Source organism: Pseudalkalibacillus decolorationis (genome assembly GCF_024609785.1).
Classification (GTDB): domain Bacteria; phylum Bacillota; class Bacilli; order Bacillales; family Fictibacillaceae; genus Pseudalkalibacillus; species Pseudalkalibacillus decolorationis.
Genome location: NZ_JANHJQ010000043.1, coordinates 1 through 23,418 on the forward strand (window position 1 = coordinate 1; position 23,418 = coordinate 23,418).

A 23,418-nucleotide genomic window follows, 5' to 3' on the forward strand; every position below is an offset into this window, starting at 1 on the left:
GTTGTCTACGTTGAAATTCGTTAAAGATTCGTTTACTCATACTTGATTCCCCGTTCTCTCCATTTGTTTTGATTATAACGGGTTTTCCGTGTAAGTTAACACAAAAAATCCCGAATAACGGACTTTTTTTATAAGTGTCCATTATTCGGGATACAGTTCAGGGTTACCCTCAACGTTCTTTCTATTCTTTTTTGTTTTTATTACAAATTAATTTATAAAGTCTAGGAATAGGAATGAAATGTTAAATATTTTTTCCATAAATTACCGAGCATAGGTAATCAGATTTGTCAGATACTTAGATTGAAAGGTAAACAACTACCTTTTTTACTTACAAATTGAAGGAGGCGTACAGCATGGCACAACGTAATAACAGCAACCAATTGGTAGCTCCAGGTGCACAGGCAGCAATCGACCAAATGAAAACTGAGATTGCTGGAGAATTCGGCGTACAACTTGGACCAGACACAACTTCTCGCTCTAATGGATCAGTAGGTGGAGAAATCACGAAGCGTCTTGTTCAAATGGCTCAGCAACAAATGGGCGGAGCTCGTTAAGCATCCCTCGGTAAGCAGGATGGCCCGCAAGTTTAAGAAAGGGGTCATCCTTTTTTATTTCTTTCTATATAAAGGCTAAGAACGTTTTGTTCTTACGCCTTTTTTTTCAATATCCCTGTCATAAAAGCCGTAACGATTGCTCCAATTACAATTGCCAACACGTATAAAAGAGCATTTTCTACAGTGAAGATTACAAAAATTCCACCGTGAGGAGCAGGTGTGGTATTTCCGAATAGCATAGATAAACCACCAGCAATTGTAGAACCGGCAACTGCTGCAGGAATTATACGCGCAGGGTCAGCTGCAGCAAAAGGTATCGCACCTTCAGTTATAAACGAAGCTCCCAACACATACGACGTTTTACCAGCCTCTCTTTCTTGCTTGGTGAATTTGCTTTTAAACAAGGTTGTTGCTAACGCTAGTCCAAGCGGGGGCACCATTCCACCTGCCATAATCGCCGCCATCGGTGCATAATTTCCCGCTTCAACAAGTGCAATCCCAAATGTATAGGCCGCTTTATTAATCGGTCCACCCATGTCGATGGCCATCATCCCGCCAAGTAATAGTCCAAGCAGTACCGCATTTCCAGTACCTAGATTAGTGAGAGCAGATTCTAACCACGAATTGAAAGATTCAAGGGGTCCTACAATTAACGTCATGAACATACCAATTAACAAGATACTAAATAGTGGGTAAAGCAATACTGGTTTTAGTCCTTCCAATGAATTAGGAAGGTTTTGTAAGAGCTTCTTCAGTCCTTGGACAATATATCCCGCAACAAAACCTGAGATCAAGCCTCCGAGAAAACCTGCTCCACCTGTGGCAGCCATTAAACCCCCAACAAGACCTGGGGCAAGCCCTGGACGATCAGCGATACTAATTGCGATAAACCCAGATAAGACAGGCACAAGTAAGAAAAAGGCATTGTCCCCGCCGATGGTCATGAGCATTTTCGCAAATGGATTGTTTCCATCGATATCAATCATAAACGAAAGTGCTATTAAAATACCTCCACCGACTACGAGAGGTAGCATGTTTGAAACGCCGTTCATTAAATGTTTATAAAATCCGCTCTTTTTACTGTCAACATTAGCATCAGTGTTAGTGTCTTGGTCAGATTTAGTTCGACTCTTATAGATCGGCGCCTCGGCGTTTGCAGCCTTTTCGATTAAGTGTTCTGGGTCACGTATTCCATCTGTTACAGGCACCTGTACAACTGATTTTCCTACGAAGGGCTCTAAATCCACTTTCGTACTTGCGGCTACAATGACACCTTCTGCTTCAGCAATATCTTGTTTTGTTAATTTATTTTTAACTCCGCTCGATCCATTTGTTTGAACCTTGATGCTATACCCAAGTTCCTTCGCTTTGGCTTTTAAGCTATCTGCTGCCATATAGGTGTGGGCAATCCCTGTCGGACAAGCAGTAACTGCGACTATTTTTTTCCTGCTTCCTGTTTGCGTATTTTCATTAGAAGGAGTTTCTTTTCCTGAGTCTCCTTCTTCTACTTCCTTATCCTTAATTGTTTGAAGGATATCTTCCGCTGACTTTGCTGCGGTTAGTTTAGATCGGAAATTTTGGTCCATTAAATAGGTCGACAATCGTGACAACGCATTTAAGTGTTCATTGTTCGCACCCTCTGGGACCGCAATCATAAAGAATAAATGACTTGGCTGACCATCAAGTGCTTCATAGTCAATCCCAGTTAATGAACGTCCGAAGACAATTGTTGGTTCCATTACCGAACTGTTTTTTGCGTGGGGAATCGCAATACCCTCCCCGATACCTGTTGTACTTTCACGTTCTCGATCATGAATTGCAGCCCTAAATTGACTAATATCCGATACTTTCCCTGTTTTTTCAAGAGTACTGGATAGCTCATCAATTACACCCTGTTTTGTTGATGATTCTAAATCCAAGATAAGTGTGCTTTTTGTTATAAGGTCAGATATATTCATCTAGCTCTCCCCCTACCCTAATTTGTTTACCTCAATGCCTTTATAAAGTTCATTTACTTCACTTTGCGTACAAAAACCGATGGAGAAAGCGGAAGCACTTCCAGCGGCAATCCCATATTTGAAGGCGTCTGATACTTTTTCTGAAAGGATATACCTCGAGACAAATCCAGCAACTACAGAGTCACCTGCTCCAACAGAGTTCACAACTTCCCCACTCGGAACATTACAAAAATACGTAACTTTTTTGGTAGCCAATAATGCACCATCACCAGCCATTGAAACAATTACATTTTGTGCGCCATCTTCAATAAGGTGTCTGGCATACGTAGCTGCGTCCTCTACCGAATCAATTTCAACATTAAATAAATCTCCAAGCTCGTGATGATTTGGCTTAATTAAAAACGGGTTAGCTAACACAGCTTGACTCAATGGAACGCCTTTCGTATCAACGACCGTTCTTGTCCCCTTTGGAAGTAACTCTATAAGATCTCGATACAAGGATGGCTTGAGGTTTTCTGGCATACTGCCCGCAAAAATAACGACATCATCTTCGGTTACTTCGAGGAGTTTTTCCTTCAATTTATCAAGGTGTGTGGATCTAATTTCTGAAGAAGTACCATTGATTTCAGTTTCCTCATCCGCTTTAACTTTGACATTTATTCGAGTATTCTCTTCGACGGATACAAAATCAGTTTCGATGCTCTCATCGTGCAAAGCATCCACGATAAACTTTCCAGTATATCCTCCAAGGAAACCCAACGCCTTTGAAGGATTCCCAAGACGGTGAAGTACTCGAGATACATTAATACCTTTTCCACCAGGAAACATGTACGTTTCGCTTGATCGATTAACTGTTCCAGGTTCAAGGCGATCAAGCGAAACAATATAATCCAATGAAGGATTTAACGTTACTGTGTAGATCATTTATTAACCACCCTCACTTCTGTTAACTTAGCTAAAGCTGAAATCAGCGTTGTCTCATTCAAGTCTGTAATTATAGATGCCTTTTTCAAATCGGCCACTTTTGAGAATGAAACCTCCTGAAATTTAGTTTCATCGGCTACGACATAGGCTTCCCTTGACAATTCAATTGCCATTCTTTTAATTCGTGCTTCTTCAGGATCAGGAGTTGTAAACCCGTGCACAGGGTGAATTCCGTTAATCCCAACAAAGCATTTATCAAAACGAAACGACATCAATGAATCTTCAGCTTGTACACCGATAAGAGCACCAGTTTTACTTTTTGCACGTCCACCGGTAATGTAAGTTTCGATACCTTGCCTTAGTAGAAAATCAACAAAGTGATACGCATTTGTAACAACCACATTATTTTTCCCTACAAGGTGCGGTAATATATGTCGGGTAGTTGTACCAGCATCTATAAATAAACAGTCTCCTTCTTCAACGAGTGAACCTGCTTCAATCGCGATCTGCTCCTTTGCCACCTCGTTCAAACCTTGTTTGTCCTCAAGTTTAGGTTCATATAATTTTGTTTGGATGTAAGACGCACCACCATGAACTCGCTTTAGTTTTTCTTCCTTTTCAAGCTGCTCAAGATCACGCCTGATTGTTGAAATGGATGCATTCGTTGCCTCACTCAATTCATGTATAGTTGCATTCAGTTGTTTTTTTAAGATCGATAAAATAATCTGTTGTCGTTTTGTTGTAAGCATTTTCACACCTGCTTTCTATTGTAGAATATATCATTTTCATTCAAATATCAATCATAATCATCCAAATGTATTCAAAAACTATCATTTTTGAATAATAAAAAGCGCCATCGCCCTGAATAGGCGACAAGCGCTAGAGATAGAAAACTAAAGTAAAAACATCTAGAGGGGGATGATTCTGATTTATATGAACCACCCACTTTGCATTATAATTAAAAGCAATCGATTTATGCTAATTGCTCGGTAGTTTCTTCTGAAACGTCTTTATGATCATATTCCTCACAACGTGTATATCCTCTAAAGCTTTTTTCAAGGATTTCTCCTAATTGAAAAAGCGCCTCTTCATTTCCAACCCTCGATACAAGTTGAACAGAAATTGGTAGGCCTTTTGCACTTTCTCCAACAGGAACAATTAAAGATGGTAGACCCCATACATTTGCATATGCAATATAGGGCATATACCGCAAAAATGTTTTTTTTATTGAGAATAACTCCTTATAAAGAACGCCATGTTTAGGAGCTGGGGAGTGATAAACTGGCATGACAAGGATTCGTTTGTCATAAAACGCTTTAACCTTTTCATCACCTATTTTCAAATGTTCATGAATTGTTTTTAACCTTTTCGATGATGGTTTGAAAAGTCTCATACCAATCATCGCCCAGGTTAAATATGAATGGTAGTCCGATTTTGAAAGCTTGGCTTTTACAAATTCTCTATAGGGACTTACTCGTTCATGTAAATGCGTTCGTAAAGAAGTTCCCCCATCCATCGACATAAGCTGCTGCCAAATTAACGCAGATTCCTGCAATAGGGGAACATGATTATCATTTTTGACATCGAAATCGGTTTCTATCTCTTCATATAACTTACGTATTAAACGGCCTGACTCTACACCTAATGGGGATGAGTAATATTGAGGAACAATCATTTCAAATGAGCTAATGTCGACGCTCTCTGACTTTCTTTTTGTAAGAATAGTATTTATCAATCTTGCATCACGAACACTTTTCCCCATGGCTCCAATTCCAAGCATTCTTTGCTGTTCTTCGAGTTCAATATAAGGATAATGCCCGTTCTGTGATACTTGATCACTTCCAGACTTGAAACCAACAACACCGTTAAAATGACAAGGGAATCTGATTGAACCTCCAATATCAGCTCCTAATCCTACTGCAGCTCCTCCGACTGCCATTAGTGCACCCTCTCCCCCACTGGATCCACCAGCTGTACAGTTAAGATCCCACGGATTGTTCGTACGCCCGTAAAGGGGATTATCAGTCTCCTGATAGTAACAAAGCGACGGGGTATTCGTTTTACCAAGAATGATTGACCCTTCTTCCTTTAACCGATGAACAACATCAGCATCAATGGAAGCGATTTCATTTTTCCGATGGGTTAAACCACCTGTCGTCTTCATCCCCTCTACATCAAAGCATTCTTTGACACTAATTGGGACACCAAACAACTTCCCTTTTTTATGTCCACTTTTTAAAAGCTCATCAGATTGTTTAGCTTCTTCTATTGCAGTTTCAAAGCGATCTTCGACAAGGCAATTAATAAATGGATTGACCGTTTTTAAATGGTTTATATAGGTCCTTGTAGCTTTTTCAGATGTAAGCTTCCGATTCTTTATTTGCTCAGCAATGTCCAGTGCATCCATATCTAAAATAGACATATCATCGAATCCCACCTTTTCTGTCCTGAATTATATTTTAGCAGCACAATCACAGTGACAGGATCTTACTATTCAGAAAAGTTCCTTATATTGTTAATATACGTGATAAGCCTAAAACATTCCTTTCTTTATGCTCAAAAAAGAATAGAACAGCTGTTGGGCACGTAACATCAACTTTATCAAGGTTGATGTTAATTTCAAAAAGCTTCTTTTAAAAGATGCAAAGGAAAAACTCCTTCTGAACTAAATTTCAAAAGGAGTCACTGTCTAAATTCTTCATTTATTGCGATTCGGTTTTCTCGTTCGAGTAAGAAAAGCGCAAGCGCCCTGTCTAGCCACGAAGGTCACTGGAAGACCGACGAGAAGGCTGTCGCCGCCGCAGGAGGTCTGAAGTGATCCAAGTGGCTGGGTGCTGGAGCTAGACATTACATCTATGCATCAAAAAGTTATACTTTCTTTACTTGTAAAAAAATCTGGAGATAATCACACCAGTTGCACCGACGATCATGAATAATACTGCGCGAACAACAATTGATACGTTCGGCAAATCAATAAAGATGAGTTTTCCTAATGAGAGAAAGATCAGTGCGATACCGAGAATTCGTACAGAGCGATTATTTTTTATGACACCATACACAGCACCGCAAATTGCATACACAATCCAAGCAATTGTCATCGCTAAATATTGTGAATTGATACTTTCATCCTTAGTAAACACATGGCTTAATTGACTGATATAGACTAGAACAGCAACGGCTGTTGAACCGAATAAAATATTCCGTATTTCAGAAGGAATTACATCTTTATCACGTCTAGTAAGATACGTTAGCAACCAGAGCGTCGCAACAAACGTCGTCCAACCCCAGGTCGGTATAGAATTGAATACTTCCATTCGTAATCCTACCGTATTCAAAGCTCCGATTATATAGACGAAGGCACCGCTGAATTGCTGTGTTTTCAATTTTGTTGTAAAACCTAAATAGATCGCGAGTGTCCCTTGTAACATTAAGACCATTCCGAGCTCTCTACCTCCAAACACTTCCATAAAATAAAACAAAAAGGCTAGGAGAGCAATTGGAAATACAACCTTACTTTCTTTTAGGTGATGACGCACATGAAGGTAACCATTAATAAACAGATACATAACACCAAAACCTAATAACACCCAAGGAATTTGTTCATTACCAAATCCTAAATACGTATATCCAACCGAAGCGAGAAATGAAAGACTCAGGACCATTTGTTGCGATTTAAAATATGACTTCTTGATAAAGAAGATACCTAATAAGGTTAGGTGTTGCACATAAATTCCATACGTAACAATGGCGATCTCATCCTCAAATATTGTAAAGACACTATAAATAGCAAATACGATCGGCAATAGTGCAGCGGCAACTATATGTAATTTCCAATAATTCTTTTTAAACGCAAAGATCAGCATACCTATGGAAAAGATTGTTTCATAACTGACAAAGAAGAGCGTATTACCCGTTTCGCTATCTAGTAAAAACGGTACCAAATATCCTCCAACAGTGGAAAGTATTGCCAATACTTCCGACCGATGCCGAATTGCAAAGAAAATACCGAGGGCTATCCAAATCAAATTTAACGTAAAAGCCAATGTTGTCCCGACAAAGCCATATAATACGTGGGTTGCAAATGTTGATACTACAAGAACCGTAATCGATCCACCTAACAACACCTGGCCAAGAGCAACTCGTGTTCTTTTAATCTGGTATTCACCTAACATTATCAATCCAAATCCAGCTATAAAGCCGATTATACACCGAACCCCTTCATTTAAGACCCCGACATCTGAAGCTGCTTTAAATCCCCAGATAACTCCTAATAATAGGACAAATATAAAAATTCTCGGTAGCCATACTTGACCGATTAACCGTTCCCAGTCCACAGGATCTTTTGACTCGTAAGGAGGATTAGGGATTTGAGGTCCCGTTCTTTGTATTTGTTGGTTGTTAAGTTGCGGTTTCCCTTGCAGATATACATTTGAAGAGTGACTCGAAAGTTTATTCACCTGTGCTTCTAACACTCGAACCCGCTCTTCAAGCTCTTGAATTTTCGAATCATCCGACACTCTTTTCACCTACTTTCAGAAATTCAATAAACTTATTTATCTGTGTCGTAAAACTTTTTCGTTCAGCTAGCCCCCTTTTCTTCTATCTTATTAGTTTCGTTATAAGATTATATGGTCCTTTTTTCTGGACAATTTATCCAGATCATTTACCTTATTTGAAAAAGATTATTATTCTTTATTTAAGTTCTGAAGCATTTTAAGGATATTGCGTAAAAGTTTGAACTGTATTTTTCCTAATCATCTTTCTCTCTTAAATGATAAACCTTTCCTTGTTAGAACCAATGTGTTTTAAATTCATAGAGGCGATTATTTTATTTGCTGTTGATGGGGACTTAATTTGAAGGAAATCACGGAATTGTTGATTGGTTATTGTGGGGCTGATTAATAAAACGAAATCGTCTAAAGGATCTTATGCGTATCCTTTGAGAAATAGAAACACTGATAACAAGACCATATCCCATTTACCCTTCTCATAATTTTCATGATGCAAACAGGACAATAAACACCCTTAAGAAGTTCTCTTTTAGAAACTTGGAATTGATTGAAGAGATCAGGGTCATTTTCAGTATGCTGCTTGTTTAATTGTTTGCTTAATTTGTTGATTTCTTTATTTGTCAGTGTCAGTTGTTCATTCCTATATAATGTGATGATTTTTTCAATTCTTTCTAAAAGGATCGTACTACGAATGACGATATCAGGAATTTTGATGTCGGGGGATATAGATTGGATTTTTGAGGATGAATTTGTTATGACTACTAACGTATCGATTGGAATCTGAGGGATTTTATACCGTTCCATCCATTGACTTAATTGGAACTTTTGATGTTTTACTTGTTGGACCGGATTAGGGAATATTTCTTCTTTTCCATCGTACTGAATAAGCTGATTATTTTCATTATCAAAAATAAGGGTTCCGGAGATATTTTTCACCTCAATAATTAGGAAAACAGAGAAAGTTACGATCAATATGTCTTAAAAGTGATTCAAGTTTCTTAACTTTAAATGGTTTTTGCAGTCCTTTTTGATCAACTTATCACTCCTTATTGCATTTAGAAATAGATTTTCTGTAAAATCCGAGGAAATTCCTTCTTTTAATAGAGTTTTTTATAAAAAGGAATTTTAAATCAACAACAGAAACCGCTTTTATCGGTCACGGAACACAATATACCGGTCACAGAATCTGATATTTCGGCCGCGGATTAAATTATATTGGCCACGCATAGTAAAAAGGGCCCGCATGAAGTAGCACCGAAACGAAAAAACAGACTTACCAGTATGAAACTTTACTAGTAAGTCTGCCTCAATCTTAGTTAAACAATATGATCTGATCCGAATTTATCCATAGACAACTTCTTCATTACCTCTGGAAAGTGTTTATTCACTTCCAGCAAAGTCCTAATCGCTTTTTCATAAGGAACCTCAAACATAAAATAATTCATGTGTTTTTTTTGATCCCGAATACCAGATTGCAATAGGGAGTGGAAAAAGGTATGATTAGGTGAGAAATAGAACGCTTACAAGTTTTTTTGGCTTTAAATGCAAACGATTGCACTTATATTATAACAATCAATATGGAAACGTAACTAGGGGTATGAGGAGAGTGACTTTCATGACAAAAAAATGGTGGAAAGAAAGTGTCGTTTATCAAATTTATCCACGGAGTTTTATGGATAGTAATGGCGATGGTATTGGTGACATCCAAGGGATTATTTCTAAGCTTGATTATCTGATGACTCTTGGTATTGATGTCATTTGGATTTGTCCAATCTACCAATCTCCTAATGCAGATAATGGATATGACATTAGTGATTACAAGGGAATATTGGACGAATTCGGCACAATGGAAGACTTCAATCAACTTTTATCTGAAGTCCACCACAGGGGAATGAAATTGATCATGGATCTCGTCGTTAATCATACATCTGATGAGCACCCATGGTTTATCGAGGCCAGAAAGTCTAAAGATAATCCTTATCGCGATTACTACATTTGGCATCCCGGGAAATATGGGCACGAACCGAACAACTGGGAATCTATTTTTGGAGGCTCCGCTTGGGAGTTTGATAGTCAAACAACTGAATACTATATGCACGTTTTTGCAACCAAGCAGCCTGACCTGAATTGGGAAAACCCAGCTTTGCGAAATGATATTTATGCAATGATCAACTGGTGGCTCGAGAAAGGCATTGATGGCTTTCGAGTAGATGCAATCAGTCATATTAAAAAGATTCCTGGCTTCCCAGATTTACCAAACCCTGATCAGAAAGAGTATGTACCCTCATTTGACGGTCATATGAACCGTGAAGGTATTGATGACTATTTGACAGAACTTAAAGAAAAAACCTTTGATAAATTTGACATTATGACAGTTGGTGAAGCAAATGGAGTTACCATTGACGACTCCGAAAAGTGGGTTGGTGAAAAAGACGGATACTTCAATATGATTTTTCAATTTGAACATATGGGATTATGGGAAAAAGGAAGAGACACCTCCTTTGATCTCATTCAGTTCAAGCAGATTTTGTCCCGTTGGCAAAAAGGATTAGAAAACCGGGGCTGGAATGCATTATATTTGGAAAATCATGATCAGACACGATCTGTTTCCCGTTTTGGTGATGATAAAAAATACCATAGTGAATCAGCTAAAGCACTCGCAGCATGTTATTTTTTGATGCATGGTACTCCATATATTTATCAAGGACAAGAAATCGGGATGACAAATGTTCAATTTTCATCGATTAACAACTACGATGATGTTGGGATGCTCAACTTTTATGAAGAGGGTATTAGGCTGGGAAAATCGCATGATGAATTGATGGAAGTGATTTGGACCAGAGGACGTGACAACTCACGGACACCGATGCAGTGGAATAATTCTGAGAATGGTGGCTTTACCTCTGGTGCACCGTGGATAGGTGTTAACCCAAATTACAAAACTATTAATGTTGAGAGCCAGTTAATTCACGATGGTTCTATTCTTGCCTTCTATCAATCGTTGATTCGCATCCGAAAAAAACATGAAGTCTTTGTCTATGGCGTTTATGACCTTTTAATGGCCAAAGATCCGCAGCTTTATGTTTATACTAGGACATATAAAGGTGAAAAAGCGATCATCATCATCAATTTAAGTGAGCGAGAAGCATCATTTTCTTTTAAAGAATTGGGTACTCTCAATAATCGCCAATTGGTTTTAAGAAACTACACTTCTACTGAGCAGGAAAGTGATGAGATTATTCTCCAACCTTACGAGGTGCGTGTGTACTTGCTCTAATCAGCAGTGCTATCATGCCAAAATTTACTACTAGAGCAGGGGGATTTTACTTTTAGCAGTTATTCCTATGAGTGATCCCTTCCACTTATTTTAGGTTGAAAGTAGCCTTGAGCTTTAGCAAATCCTAATCTTTCTTAAATGTCGTACCATCTACCAAATTCTAAAATATGATCTTTTTCACCTAACTAATTCAGTTTTTTTCCATCCTCACTTCTTACAATTATTTCGAATTTTTCTCGTCCAATCTCTAGTTCCTTCTGTTTTAATTCAATAATCTTCGAAACATATCCATAAAAAAACAACTGCCCGAATTCAGGCAGTTGTTCTATGCTAAATGACATTCAAGACCCATGGGACCCCATTCTGATTCGAATAGAAATCCTTCACTTTCATCATAATCCAAGGTCAATTCTTCATCCAGATTCCGTTTTGTAAATAGATCGACATAAAACTCGATTCCTTCTGCTGTTATAACGATATCACTTTTTCGCGGTTCATCTTCAATAAGCTTAAAACGCATCATTGTTCCACAACCGCCTTGCATTTCAGCATCGATCCGAAGCACTTTATTCTCTGTCCGGGATAACTCCCGAAGCTGTTTTAATGCCATTATCGTTATTTTGAGATTCATCGCTATTCTCTCCCTTTAGCTGTTTCACCAGCTTTGTCTTCGAAAACAGACGTTCCTTCACCTGTTTACCTGTTGGAGTTATCGCAAGCCCACCGAGAGCCGTTTCACGAAGTGCCCTTGGCATGTTCTTCCCTATATCATACATAGTGTCGATCACTTCGTCACAAGGAATTCTACTTTCAATACTTGCGAGAGCCATATCAGCAGCAGAAAACGCAATGGACGTGCCAATTACATTCCGCTTAATACACGGTACTTCAACTAAACCGGCAACTGGATCACAAACAAGACCCAATAACGATTTCATTGCCATTGCCGTTGCATGGACTGCCTGCTGTGGTGAACCGCCTTTCAACTCAACAATCGTACCTGCGGCCATTGCCGTCGCGGATCCAACTTCAGCCTGACAACCACCAGCTGCACCGGAAATGAATGAACGATTTGCAATTATATAACCGAGCATACTCGCTGTAAAAAGACCCATTACGAGCTTGTCCAGATCGAGATCCGTGTTCTTGTGCAAGGAAAATAATACTCCAGGCAAGATTCCAGCCGCACCAGCAGTTGGTGTTGCAACGATTACACCCATTCTTGCATTGCTCTCAGAGGTCGCCATTGAACAAGCCATTGCGTCACTAATGATTGAACCTGAGAGAACATCACCTGCATCAATGTATGCCCTCATCTTAACAGCATCCCCACCAGAAATACCACTAGGTGCTTCTGATGCATCTTCAAGACCTTCATTTACTGCCCTTTGCATCTTCTCCAAACGTTCTTTCATCATATCAAAAATTTCTTGTTTTGGTTTTCCAGATTTAAAATGTTCTTGGTCAATCATAGCTTCTGCAATACTCTTGTTCTCTCGTTGACAATAATCTAATAAATCTCGTGTTGATTGAATGTCCATTTTGCGCTCACCTCCATCAAATTATTATAATACTTACGCATTTTTGTATTTCACTACCTTCTTCAGGTCCTCATTCGTGCTAATCGTAAACTCTACTTTTATATTATTTATACGAAATATTTGAGAAAGCCCCCCGCCAACTGAAGCCCCCCCTACCTCTAAAATCTTGTTCCCCTTTTCCGCCTTAATAATCGCCACATTCGGATGATTAAACTCAGGACAGGATTCTTCTAATATGAATGTGTGGATTAGATTAATTTCTTCGGCATGATCATATGCATGTTTAATTCGAACATCTTCGGTGTCAAATCCGAGTAGACCGCCTAATAGGGCTTTATCCGTTCCATGTCCCTGATATGTCTCCGCAAAAGAATCATAAAGAGTGATTTCTACCCGATCTGGAGCCTCACCTAGCAGTTCAAAAACTGCTCTACCAATCCATACAGCACCTGCGGTATGCGAACTAGACGGACCGACCATGATTGGCCCAATAATATCAAAGCAACTGTTGTACCCCATCAATAACGCCTCCTTTATAAGAAAACGACTTGTATATCGGTACCCCTTCACATTTTGAACTACCTTATTTTTTTGCACACAAAAAGGACAAAGAAGGTGTATCGGCACCTGCTCTGTCCTTTTTACCTGAGAGTTATTTACCCCTTTGGTGGCTTTCGCGCTCTCCAGAGATGCGTCCAATCGCAGTTCTTTTACCTGAGAGATTTGTTCCATGGTTTTTTGGAACTTGCTCCTTCGGTGTCGATTTATTTTCCTCGACCTCTCCTACGATTCTCATTCGCATATATACAATTCTTACATCATTATCACCGATAACGCCGCTATTTGTCAAAGTTTATATTTTTATCAAAAAAACCGGTTGCGGCCTATTCAAGTGCGATAAAGAAAACATAACCATGCACCTGACTATCACGTTGAAATATGGTATCTCGTATTACTAATAATCACGCCATGCTTTTTCATACTTTTCAATTATGTTTGGTCGAATTAACGTATTAGGTTTAAGTTCTACCTTCTGCCCGTCATCTTTTGTAATCGTACCATCTTCATCTTTCCCAAACTTTGTTAACGAAGGAATAAGCTCTGTGGATAGATATTGCGTCTCAACGTTGATGTTAATCTTACTAATGTCAATTGGATTTCTTGATGCTAGCACAAACCCCCAGTTTCCGAAACTAGGTATATCTAGGTGGAAATTTTCCGTGTTCATGCCTGTCTCGCCTATGGTATGATCGATTGTCCAGTATACTTCTGTAGCAAACACCGGGCTAGTTGATTGCACCATGATCATACCACCTGGGTTTAGATGATTTCGAAGTAAAGAGTAAAATTCTAACGTGTACAGTTTGTTTAAGGTCTCATTATTTGGGTCAGGCAAATCGACCAGAATAACGTCATAAAATCCGTCAGCCTCCTCCATAAAATCAAACGCATCCTTATGAACGACATTCACTTTCTTATTCTCAAACGCATTTTCGTTTAACTTTGCAAGTTGCGGATTGTTTTTTGCAAGCTCAACCATCCTCGGATCCAGATCAACAAGTGTTATATTCTTTGGATCTTCATACTTTTCAATTTCTCTCAATGCCAGTCCATCCCCGCCACCTAGCACTAGAATATTTTCTCGTCGTTCTGCTAGGGACATCGGTATATGTACAAGGGTTTCATGATATCGATACTCATCAGATGAACTGAACTGCAGCTGTCCATCTAAATATAGTCTTAAGTCTCCTTGTTCTTTCGTTAATATGATACGTTGATATTTCGTTTCTTCTGTATATATGATCGGATCACTATACAACTTCTGTTCAAAAGAAAAAGCCATTTCTTCCCCATACATTGCGCCTCCTAAGAGCAGTATGAATAATCCTCCACCTATAACTGAAAACATTTTTAGATGGGTAATCTCTTTTCTAAACGTGTACAATACCCATAAAGCAACGATTATGTTAATGATGGCTACCAGAAATGCTGTTTTGACCAATCCGAACTGGGGTCGAAATAGATAAATAAATAATAAGCCTCCGATTAAACCTCCTGCGTAATCTGAAAAGAGTACCCTTGCCGTGCTTTTATTAATCTGGACACCAATTTCATTCGCTTTACGGATCAGGATCGGAAGCTCAAGTCCGGTAAGTGTACCAACTACGAGAATGGTTGTGTATAAAAAGATGGCATCTGAACCGCTGCCTAAATAAGCGGTCACACCAAATAAAAGAAATGCAGAAAAACCACCAATAAAAGCAACAGAAAATTCAATAATTATAAACGCTTGGACAAGCTTTTTCATTACTCGTTCACTTAAAAAGGATCCGATTCCCATTCCAGTTAGAAACAACGATATCGTTAATGTATATTGCTTTACCCCATCACCTAAGATATACGAGCCCAGAGCACCAAACAGCACTTCAAATATAATGCCGCAAATCGATACGATTCCTGAAGCCCAGTAAATTCGTTTACTTTTCATTGCATTATTGTCTGACATGTTTTCACCTTCATAAAAAATCCCTCAAAACCATATGTTTTGAGGGGAATGATCAAGTAATGGATGCGCCGATTACAAATGCTAATCCGATAGAAACACACATAGAAACAATTCCTACAGAAGTGTTCCCCTTCTTCAATTCCATTTCAACTGGGAATTTACGCGAAAGAAAATCAAACAAGTAATAAGCGATCATTTGCAGAGCGACTCCATAACCGCCCCATATGGCCGTCGTACGTATATTGTCATTATTGTAGATAGAGAACGCTAAGATGATACAAATTCCTATAATCTTCCCACCTATTGATAAGGCTACAGCAGTATTACCTTTTTGAATTTCATCCCAGTCTTTATATTTGGTTGTGATCAGTTCAAAGATGACAAGTCCAACGACCACAATTACCACAGCTACAATAAAATATAATAACGTTAAAATATATGGATTCATGTTTTACCTCCCTAAAGTTATTTACCTGATCCGGGACCTCCGCCACGATTTCCTGATCCTCGAAAGGAAGAAGGAGTAGTAGGCCCTTTGTATGTTCCACCTGATTGATTATATCCTCTATAACATTTTCCAGCACAACGTTGGCTCTGCCTTTTTCCCCAGTCATCTACATCGAATACCTCATCTAATATGTAATAGGCTATGAATCCACTAAAAAAACTAGGTCTATAATTATCACGTGCAAAACCATCTGAAGCAACCTCAATAAGAGTATTATCAGGGTCATTCTCATCTTTCGTTAACGTTACAAAATAATCCTCGTAGATCAAAATTTGTTTGTTATCCTTTATTTCACTTTTATTAGTGGGTTCCTTCTTGTCTTTAATAAAAGAAGATACTTTGGAGATGCTTTTATCTTTCGCAACAAAAACTCTTGCCGTATCTTCTGAATTTGTGCTGCTTTCAACGACATCTTCTAGAGGATACTCATCTGAAATAATCTCCAATATACTTGTCGAACCGCAGCCAACCAGGAGGAGGAATATACCTACCATGAAGGAGACCCCTATTAATTGCCTTCTCATTGACACACCCCCTAAAGAGGGAAAGAAGGCTATTCTTTCCCTAATTTTTTCTTTAACTCTGCTAGCTCATCGTTCACACTATCTTTTGTGTTCATATCTTCAAACTCATCATCTAGGGATTTATTTGAAGAACGAAGGTCATCACTTGTTTCTGCTTCCGCCTCATAGTGTAGTACTTTTTCTTCCATACGGTTAAATCCTTGACGCGACTCATCGTTTCCAATGTTTGACATCGTCCGATTCATTTTGGTTTTTGTTTTGGCAGATTCCGCCCTTGCTTTGAGTGAATCCTTTTTTAGATTCATCTCATTGTATTCTTCTTTCATATCAGCCAATCTTTCCCGTAATGAATCTGCATCTGATTTTGCTTGGGTATGAGCTCCGAGTAATGTATCAGCCTGTTGATTATGCTTTTGCTTATCTTCAAGTGCTCGGCGGGCAAGGTCTTCATTACCCGATTCTAGAGCCTGGACAGCCTGTTTTTCTCTTTTTTCAACAAGGCTTTTGGCATCCTCATACTTTTTCTTAAGTATTTTTTCATTTGCAATTTGTTTCGCTACAGCTGTTTCTGCTTCCCGGATATCCGCACCCATTTCACGCATATACTGGTCAAGTAATTTTACTGGATCCTCTGCCTTATCTAGCGCTGTATTCAGCTCGGAAGACACCATTGTACGTACTCGTTTAAATAAACTAAACATTGTATTCCTCCTAAAGTTTCATCAATTATAGATAATTTTAATATTGCTTACATCGTTTTAACTTGCAGCAATAACCTTGACCTCATAACTTTTAATTTCGTGACCTTCACTGACTTCTACTTCACTGCCCCATACTTCGACTGAGAGAAAATGATCTTCTGAATCATTTACGAAATCAAAGTATTTCACTTCCTGTCCATTAACGTTTCTCCCGCGACCTTCTCCACTAACTGAGGCGGATCCTTGTTCTTCTAAAATGTAGTCAGTTCCACTTATTGTTACTTTATTTGGAATTGGCTGAGTTAGTTTTTCTTTTGATGTTCTATAAATTCCAAGCTCAAGTTCATCATCCATTTCTGCACTTAACCAGATTGTTTCAGTAGCTCCAACAAGCTGATAAGCGTACCATTCATACCCACTATCCTTGTAAATCAGTTTTCCTGTCACCTGATAGTCTTCCAAATCATAGGTCACTATATCATCAATTTGAATGTTAAAGAAGTTTCTTTCCTCAACTTCTTTTATATCCTTTTCCTTCTTTTTAAATAGTCTTGAGAAAAAACTCATAATTCCCCTCCGAAACACCTTTATTCACAATACGCACAATAAAGGGTTTATTTACGTCCGACTTGCATGGATGCAAAAGCATGACATATTACCTAGACACAAATTCACATGCAGTACTTCTCATATCATTATAAACCCAACTTTCATTGAGGTAAAATTATTGCATTTCTATGTCTGTCAGGTTTCCATTCTACCTAGTAAATTCCTCACAAAGTTATTCTTTATAATTCCTTCAATATTGATATACGTACTACATTTAAAAAGGTTTCAAGTTTTCAAAAATGACCTATGGCTACAGCGAGTCAACCTTACGAATCCATTTGCTTATGTACGTTTCCTTTTACAAAAAGAAAAACACTCATTAATATCGAGTGCTTGTATTGAAAAGTATGGCTGGGCCAGCTGGATTCGAACCAACGCATGACGGAGTCAAAGTCCGTTGCCTTACCGCTTGGCTATGGCCCAATAAGAAGTGAACACTCTCTATTATGAGACGATTTTGCGTATTTATACACATATAATAAAATAAAAAATTTACCAGTTTTTTAAAATGAATGAGAGATACAATTGATGGGGAAAAGTATGTGTAAAGAGGTGATTGATATGAAATTTGTTGATGAAATTTATCATACATTTAAATTTCACTTTTCAGCAGATGAGGAAGATATGTATCCGATTGTATATGGAATTATTGAGGAAAAAGACAAAGATAGGATTATGCAACTCCTTGATGAACTATCAAAAGAGGACCTTAACGAAATGGTCACTCTATTTGCACTCGATCAGCTCCAAAGGAAATTAGCTGAGGAGGGAATTGGACGGGTCACCCTCGGTCAAGACTACACCGATGACTTTATCCATTAAACGTATTCCGGTCCTCAGTAAAGAAAACTTGGCTAGCACCAAGCCTAAGTGCAGGCGATCGCCTTAGTTGCGCTTATACTATAGAAAGTATTTTTATACTTTCTTAACGTGTAAAATAGGTCTGCTCATATGGATCACACTTCAGCCTTTGAATGTTTCTTCTTTTCTTTAAGTATTTTTGCATTTCTGGTGTCTCATCTAAGTATTTTTTAAATTCATTTCCATACATCTTACTGAACCATTCTTCTTTTTTTAAGCGGTCAATGTTTCGTTCAAGTTTGGATTTACCAGGAGTCAATAACATCAATACCTCGGCAAATAATTCAAATAGGATCCACATTAATTCGAGTAATGCCATAGCCTTCCCTCACTTATTGATCAGCTTTCTCCCTTTCATCAAACACATCCATCAAGAAAATTCGTTCTGTAAATCCACCACGCTGTAAGGTCTTTTGTTTTCGTTTTTCTTCAAGTTCTTCCTTTGTAAACCCATTTGCGATTGTCATAGCAAACAAAACCTCTAACAAATCGGCAAGTTCTTCAAGTGTTTCTTCGTTGGTCTTGCTGGTTCTGATTTCTTCCAGTTCCTCATATGCCTTGTTTTCCAATTCATGAATGTATTCATCATCTTTTAACACGTTAAGAAAGTATAAAAATACTTTCTATAGTATAAGTGCAACTAAGGCGATCGCCAGCGCTAAGGCTTGGCGCTAGCCAAGTTTTCTTTAAATTCTAGTGCGGCATGCTTCCCCAGATTGTTTAATAATCGTTGGGATTTTGTCACGTACAAGCTTGTAGTAACTTTTCATTATTTAATCTCCCTATCGTCAACTTATATATACGAAGCGTAACCCTAATGGTTTCAAGAAAGGGAGAAGGAATTCCTGTTTCTTTAGAGAATGAAGTCAATATCTTATTTTTGGAGTTGGAGGGGAACATGGATTCCAATAAAAAAGGACAATTGAACACACTCCTCTCATGGGGAACAGGAGTAGGGATTGCTTTTTTGCTAGTAGGTGATACGACCTGGTCCACATGGGTTGGTTGGGGATTTATCATTGTATTTGCAGGATCAATGCTCTGGTTTGCTATCCAAGACCGAAAGAAAAAGGACTATAAAAAATAATAAGGAGAATTATCATGGCCTATTTCGCAGCAATTTTACACATGAACAAAAAGGAATTGAATCAAACGTATCGACAAGACCATCTTGACTATATTGAAAAGTTAAACCAGGAAGAAAAAATTTTTGCAAAAGGACCTTTTCTCGATGGGACAGGCGGTATGGTGATTTATAAAGCTGATTCTTTTGAAGAGGCAAAACAATTAGCTGAAGCAGATCCATACGTCCAAAAACAAGTGCGTAAATTGGAGTTACATGAATGGGGCCTTTAAACGATAACCTCTAGGACCTAGGTTGATTCATATAACAGTCAGATAATAATTATGTTAAAATTATCGATGAGGAGGGTCAATTTATGAAAACATTTGAAGAAAAATTGGATCAATACGCTGAACTCGTCGTAAAAATCGGGCTTAACGTTCAAGAAGGGCAACGGTTACTCATCCTTTCCCCACTTGAAGCAGCAGAGTTCACACGAAAGGTTACGAAACATGCGTATGAAAGCGGTTGCAAACGCGTATTCGTAAACTGGATTGATACGAAGACGAATAAAATCCACTTAGAGATGGCTTCTGAAGAAACAATAGCGGATAATCTCTCACAATGGGACATTGACATGTTTAATAGTATCGCAGAAAATCACGACTGCATGCTGAATATTACAGGTGATGACCCAAATGCTTATGCTGGGGTAAATCCTGAGCGCCTAATGCTTATTCAAAAAAATAAAGGTGAAAAGCTTCAAGCTTTCTCAAAGGCACAATTAAGTGGTGAAACACACTGGGCAATTGCTGGTGTTCCAACGAGTGGATGGGCAAAGAGTGTTTTCCCTGAAAAGAGTGAAGAAGAAGCAATCGAAGCACTTTGGGAAGCTATTTTCAAAACGGTTCGAATCGATCAAGACAATCCAGTTGCAGCATGGGAAGAACATAGTAAAAGGTTGCAAGAGAAAGTGGATTACCTCAATGATAAAAACTTTAAAACATTACGCTATCAGTCAGAAGGTACTGATCTAAGCATCGACTTGCATCCAGATCATACATGGGTTGGCGGTGGTCATACATCGACCTTTAACACAATCTACATACCAAACCTGCCTACTGAAGAAGTGTTTACGACTCCACATAAGAATGGTGTCAACGGAACAGTTTCTAGTAAAAAACCTTTGTCTGCGATGGGGAACATTATTAACAACTTTAGCTTAACCTTTGAAAATGGTAGAGTCGTCGATTTTAAGGCTGAAAAGGGATATGACACCTTAAAGCAATTGTTGAGTATTGATGACGGTATGAAATTTCTCGGTGAGGTTGCATTAGTACCCCATGATTCACCGATTTCGAATTCAGGAATTATTTTCAACAATACTCTCTATGATGAAAATGCATCCTGTCACCTAGCTGTCGGTGTCGCAATTTCAATGTCTGTCAAAAATGCAAGCAAGCTGTCTAAAGAAGAACTAGAAGAGAATGGAATTAACCAAAGCCGTGGTCATACCGACTTCATGATTGGTTCTGCTGAACTTAACATTGAGGCAGAAACTCAAGACGGAGAACGCATCCCTCTCTTCAAAGACGGAAACTGGGCAAACTAATTAACTATAATAAATGGATACGAGCAGAGTTGACCTTTTGTCAGCTCTGTTTTTTTCCTTTAGGAAAACGGTTCAAAATAAATAACATCAACGTCTGCTATCTTTGTTCTCTTTGGAAATTCATGAAGCACATCCCAAATCTTCGAACGAACAAATCCAGCACACACCCAACAATCAGGCAACTTTAACGTTCGAACTGTCCCTAATATATCAACCATCTGACTATCTTCTTGGATCAATTGAATAATAGCCTTCTCATTCTTCATTTTCACATATAATCTCCTCTTCAACAAGAACGTACATTCCCATTATAGCAAATACTCACTTCTTTTTGTCGACATTTTTCCAAAAATGCTCAAGTAATTTATTTTTCAATTCACGACAACCTTTTCATTTCCCCATTGAAAAACCCTTTAATTCAATCATAGTGACTAGTTTTCCTATGAATTGCTTTTGTTAAATAGGTACAGTGTCTTATTTATTTGCTTTAATATTTAAATAATTCCAAATATAATGTAAAGTTATGTTGGGTTCCCAATCTTTTCAATTATAAAGGAGGACATTCAATGAAAAAGGGTTTCGTAGCACTTGGATTGTCAATAGGGCTCTTAGGTAGCAGCTTTTCAAGTCCAGGTTTTGCAAAAGCTGACGATGTTGACTTTAACAAAAGCAAAAAGTATGGAACACCGAACTTTGTGTCTGGAAAGCTAGCAGATGGAACTAAGGCAAATGCCAAAAAAACGTTGATGAACTACTTAAACGAGAAAAAATCGATGTATGGTTTTGCTGGATCTGCTGAACAAGCTTTTAAAGTTACATCCAAGGAAGTCGATCATTTAGGATTTACAGTAATACGACTCCACCAACAATATAAAGGAATACCGATTTACGGTTCGACCCAAACAGCGGTTGTATCCGAGAATGGTGTATTAACCGCGATTTCAGGCGCAGTCGTTCCTGAGCTTGATAAAAAGCAAGGATTAAAAAAAGGAAAATCTCTCTCTGGTGATAAAGCACTCAAAATCGCCGTTAGGGACCTTGGTTTTACACCTAAATACGAATTGACACCAACATCTAAAGAAGTCATTTATATCAATGATGGACAGGCTACACATGCCTATCATGTCACATTAAACTTTTTATCTCCTAAACCTGGAAACTGGTCGTATATTGTAGATGCTCAAAGTGGAGAAGTCCTTAATAAAGTAAATGAACTTCATTCAGCAAAAGGTGGAAAAGGCGGAAAGCCTGGTACAAATCCTCCTTCAACTGGAGAAGTTACGACTGGGACTGGTACTGGAGTATTAGGCGATACAAAATCCTTCAACACGCTTTTATCCTCTGGAAGTTATTATTTAGTAGATCCAACAAGGGGGCAAGGCATTGAAACCTATGATGCTAGTAATCGAACACGGCTTCCAGGTTCAATTTGGACAGATAGTGACAACTCACTAAATGAAGCCTATGACGCGGCTGCCGTAGATGCGCATTACTATGCTGGCGTTACCTATGATTATTATTTTGATGTGTTTAACCGAAACAGCTATGATGACAATGGTGCCAAGCTAATATCTACTGTCCATTATGGAAGAGATTATAACAATGCCTTCTGGACAGGGGCACAAATGGTTTATGGAGATGGGGATGGCAGCACCTTTACTTCATTCTCCGGGGCATTAGATGTTATCGCTCATGAACTGACACATGCTGTAACCGATTCAACAGCAGACTTAATCTATCAAAATGAATCCGGTGCCTTAAACGAGTCAATGTCCGACGTATTCGGAACTCTTGTTGAATGGCATGCAGACAATGATCCAGATTGGTTAGTCGGTGAAGACATTTATACTCCTGGAGTCGAAGGTGATGCATTGCGTTCGATGGCTGATCCTACTATAAATGATAATCCGGACCATTATTCTAAGCGTTATACTGGTACTGGTGATAATGGTGGGGTTCATATCAACTCTGGTATCATCAATAAAGCAGCCTACCTACTTAGTGAAGGCGGCACTCATTACGGGGTGACGGTCGATGGTGTAGGTAAACAAGCCATGGGTGATATCTTCTACAGAGCATTAACTACTTACTATACGGCTTCTACTAATTTTAGTCAGGCTAAAGCGGCAACAGTGCAAGCTGCTACCGACCTATATGGAGCGTCAAGTACTCAAGTGCAATCTGTTAACGATGCCTTTTCCGCCGTTGGAGTTGAATAGACACTTATAATTTAAAAGTATCATTAAGAGGGTTGACTTTTATAGTCAGC

24 protein-coding genes, 1 tRNA gene, 1 pseudogene and 1 riboswitch are annotated in these 23,418 nt (G+C 38.6%); of the genes and pseudogenes, 7 read left to right on the forward strand and 19 right to left on the reverse strand.

The annotated features are described in order from the left end of the window. Positions 1-353 precede the first annotated feature (353 nt). Entirely contained in the window at positions 354-554 is a 201-nt protein-coding gene (locus NON16_RS23660) for an alpha/beta-type small acid-soluble spore protein (RefSeq protein WP_257351909.1), read from the forward strand. A 92-nt stretch (positions 555-646) separates the two neighbouring features. Here the strand turns inward: NON16_RS23660 and NON16_RS23665 are convergent, their stop codons facing one another. The 6 genes from NON16_RS23665 to NON16_RS23690 all read right to left on the reverse strand — a co-directional run bounded on the left by NON16_RS23665 (position 647) and on the right by NON16_RS23690 (position 8,919). Further along, a complete protein-coding gene (locus NON16_RS23665) occupies positions 647-2,512 on the reverse strand; it encodes a PTS fructose transporter subunit IIABC (RefSeq protein ID WP_257351910.1) in 1,866 nt (621 codons plus the stop codon). 12 nt (positions 2,513-2,524) lie between these two features. Then, positions 2,525-3,436 carry a 1-phosphofructokinase gene (gene pfkB / locus NON16_RS23670; protein ID WP_257351912.1) on the reverse strand — a complete coding sequence of 304 codons (912 nt, stop codon included), beginning with the start codon at positions 3,434-3,436 and terminating at the stop codon, positions 2,525-2,527. Beyond that, entirely contained in the window at positions 3,433-4,185 is a 753-nt protein-coding gene (locus tag NON16_RS23675) for a DeoR/GlpR family DNA-binding transcription regulator (protein WP_257351915.1), read from the reverse strand. Before NON16_RS23675 ends, pfkB begins: the two co-directional genes overlap by 4 nt. A gap of 224 nt (positions 4,186-4,409) precedes the next feature. Then, complete coding sequence (locus NON16_RS23680; RefSeq protein ID WP_257351917.1) at positions 4,410-5,858, reverse strand: amidase; 1,449 nt, start codon at positions 5,856-5,858, stop codon at positions 4,410-4,412. A gap of 457 nt (positions 5,859-6,315) precedes the next feature. Then, the gene (locus NON16_RS23685) at positions 6,316-7,953 is read right to left on the reverse strand and encodes a DUF2339 domain-containing protein (RefSeq protein WP_257351918.1); all 1,638 of its coding nucleotides are present in this window, start codon (positions 7,951-7,953) and stop codon (positions 6,316-6,318) included. A gap of 399 nt (positions 7,954-8,352) precedes the next feature. Next, the gene (locus tag NON16_RS23690) at positions 8,353-8,919 is read right to left on the reverse strand and encodes an NERD domain-containing protein (protein ID WP_257351919.1); all 567 of its coding nucleotides are present in this window, start codon (positions 8,917-8,919) and stop codon (positions 8,353-8,355) included. Between the two features lie 643 nt (positions 8,920-9,562). Here NON16_RS23690 and NON16_RS23695 point away from each other — a divergent pair. Next, positions 9,563-11,224: a glycoside hydrolase family 13 protein gene (locus tag NON16_RS23695; protein WP_257351920.1), complete on the forward strand. Its 1,662-nt coding sequence runs from the start codon at positions 9,563-9,565 to the stop codon at positions 11,222-11,224. Between the two features lie 185 nt (positions 11,225-11,409). Here NON16_RS23695 and NON16_RS23700 read toward each other — a convergent pair whose 3' ends face one another. The 10 genes from NON16_RS23700 to NON16_RS23745 form a co-directional block, all read right to left on the reverse strand. After that, the gene (locus tag NON16_RS23700; RefSeq protein WP_257351922.1) at positions 11,410-11,565 is read right to left on the reverse strand and encodes a hypothetical protein; all 156 of its coding nucleotides are present in this window, start codon (positions 11,563-11,565) and stop codon (positions 11,410-11,412) included. Then, entirely contained in the window at positions 11,550-11,855 is a 306-nt protein-coding gene (locus NON16_RS23705) for an iron-sulfur cluster biosynthesis family protein (RefSeq protein WP_257351924.1), read from the reverse strand. The genes NON16_RS23700 and NON16_RS23705 overlap by 16 nt, the downstream gene beginning before the upstream one ends. Continuing rightward, positions 11,791-12,765: an L-serine ammonia-lyase, iron-sulfur-dependent, subunit alpha gene (gene sdaAA, locus NON16_RS23710; protein ID WP_257351925.1), complete on the reverse strand. Its 975-nt coding sequence runs from the start codon at positions 12,763-12,765 to the stop codon at positions 11,791-11,793. Before sdaAA ends, NON16_RS23705 begins: the two co-directional genes overlap by 65 nt. Before the next feature lie 33 nt (positions 12,766-12,798). Then, complete coding sequence (locus NON16_RS23715) at positions 12,799-13,284, reverse strand: serine dehydratase beta chain (RefSeq protein WP_257351928.1); 486 nt, start codon at positions 13,282-13,284, stop codon at positions 12,799-12,801. Between the two features lie 173 nt (positions 13,285-13,457). Next, a riboswitch (glycine riboswitch) is annotated at positions 13,458-13,561 on the reverse strand. 159 nt (positions 13,562-13,720) lie between these two features. Next, a complete protein-coding gene (locus NON16_RS23720) occupies positions 13,721-15,271 on the reverse strand; it encodes a polyamine aminopropyltransferase (protein ID WP_257351929.1) in 1,551 nt (516 codons plus the stop codon). Between the two features lie 52 nt (positions 15,272-15,323). Then, positions 15,324-15,719, reverse strand: coding sequence for a DUF350 domain-containing protein (locus NON16_RS23725; protein WP_257351931.1), 396 nt, complete (start codon positions 15,717-15,719; stop codon positions 15,324-15,326). Between the two features lie 17 nt (positions 15,720-15,736). Further along, entirely contained in the window at positions 15,737-16,303 is a 567-nt protein-coding gene (locus tag NON16_RS23730; RefSeq protein WP_257351932.1) for a DUF4247 domain-containing protein, read from the reverse strand. 29 nt (positions 16,304-16,332) lie between these two features. After that, a complete protein-coding gene (locus tag NON16_RS23735; protein ID WP_257351933.1) occupies positions 16,333-17,004 on the reverse strand; it encodes a PspA/IM30 family protein in 672 nt (223 codons plus the stop codon). A gap of 57 nt (positions 17,005-17,061) precedes the next feature. Next, positions 17,062-17,571 carry a DUF4178 domain-containing protein gene (locus NON16_RS23740; protein ID WP_257351934.1) on the reverse strand — a complete coding sequence of 170 codons (510 nt, stop codon included), beginning with the start codon at positions 17,569-17,571 and terminating at the stop codon, positions 17,062-17,064. 390 nt (positions 17,572-17,961) lie between these two features. Continuing rightward, positions 17,962-18,036: transfer RNA gene (locus NON16_RS23745), tRNA-Gln, on the reverse strand. Positions 18,037-18,174: 138 nt separating this feature from the next. Here NON16_RS23745 and NON16_RS23750 point away from each other — a divergent pair. Beyond that, positions 18,175-18,435 carry a DUF6154 family protein gene (locus NON16_RS23750; RefSeq protein ID WP_257351935.1) on the forward strand — a complete coding sequence of 87 codons (261 nt, stop codon included), beginning with the start codon at positions 18,175-18,177 and terminating at the stop codon, positions 18,433-18,435. Positions 18,436-18,538: 103 nt separating this feature from the next. Here NON16_RS23750 and NON16_RS23755 read toward each other — a convergent pair whose 3' ends face one another. Next, a complete protein-coding gene (locus NON16_RS23755) occupies positions 18,539-18,793 on the reverse strand; it encodes a hypothetical protein (RefSeq protein ID WP_257351936.1) in 255 nt (84 codons plus the stop codon). A gap of 13 nt (positions 18,794-18,806) precedes the next feature. Beyond that, positions 18,807-19,043, reverse strand: coding sequence for a hypothetical protein (locus tag NON16_RS25510; protein WP_308216650.1), 237 nt, complete (start codon positions 19,041-19,043; stop codon positions 18,807-18,809). A gap of 329 nt (positions 19,044-19,372) precedes the next feature. Here NON16_RS25510 and NON16_RS23765 point away from each other — a divergent pair, with 329 nt between their 5' ends. From NON16_RS23765 to NON16_RS23775, 3 genes are all read left to right on the forward strand, one after another. Further along, positions 19,373-19,561 (forward strand): hypothetical protein, encoded by a 189-nt coding sequence (locus NON16_RS23765; protein WP_257351938.1) that lies wholly within the window; start codon positions 19,373-19,375, stop codon positions 19,559-19,561. Between the two features lie 14 nt (positions 19,562-19,575). Then, on the forward strand, positions 19,576-19,830 hold the full coding sequence (locus tag NON16_RS23770) for a YciI family protein (protein ID WP_257351940.1): 255 nt from the start codon (positions 19,576-19,578) through the stop codon (positions 19,828-19,830). 83 nt (positions 19,831-19,913) lie between these two features. Continuing rightward, on the forward strand, positions 19,914-21,149 hold the full coding sequence (locus NON16_RS23775) for an aminopeptidase (RefSeq protein WP_257351942.1): 1,236 nt from the start codon (positions 19,914-19,916) through the stop codon (positions 21,147-21,149). A 71-nt stretch (positions 21,150-21,220) separates the two neighbouring features. On the opposite strand, the pseudogene NON16_RS23780 reads toward NON16_RS23775, so the two are convergent. Beyond that, positions 21,221-21,421, reverse strand: a pseudogene (locus tag NON16_RS23780) (nucleotidyltransferase family protein); the annotation flags it as partial. A 294-nt stretch (positions 21,422-21,715) separates the two neighbouring features. On the opposite strand from NON16_RS23780, the gene NON16_RS23785 reads away from it, so the two are divergent. Continuing rightward, a complete protein-coding gene (locus NON16_RS23785; RefSeq protein WP_257351944.1) occupies positions 21,716-23,368 on the forward strand; it encodes a M4 family metallopeptidase in 1,653 nt (550 codons plus the stop codon). Positions 23,369-23,418: the final 50 nt, after the last annotated feature.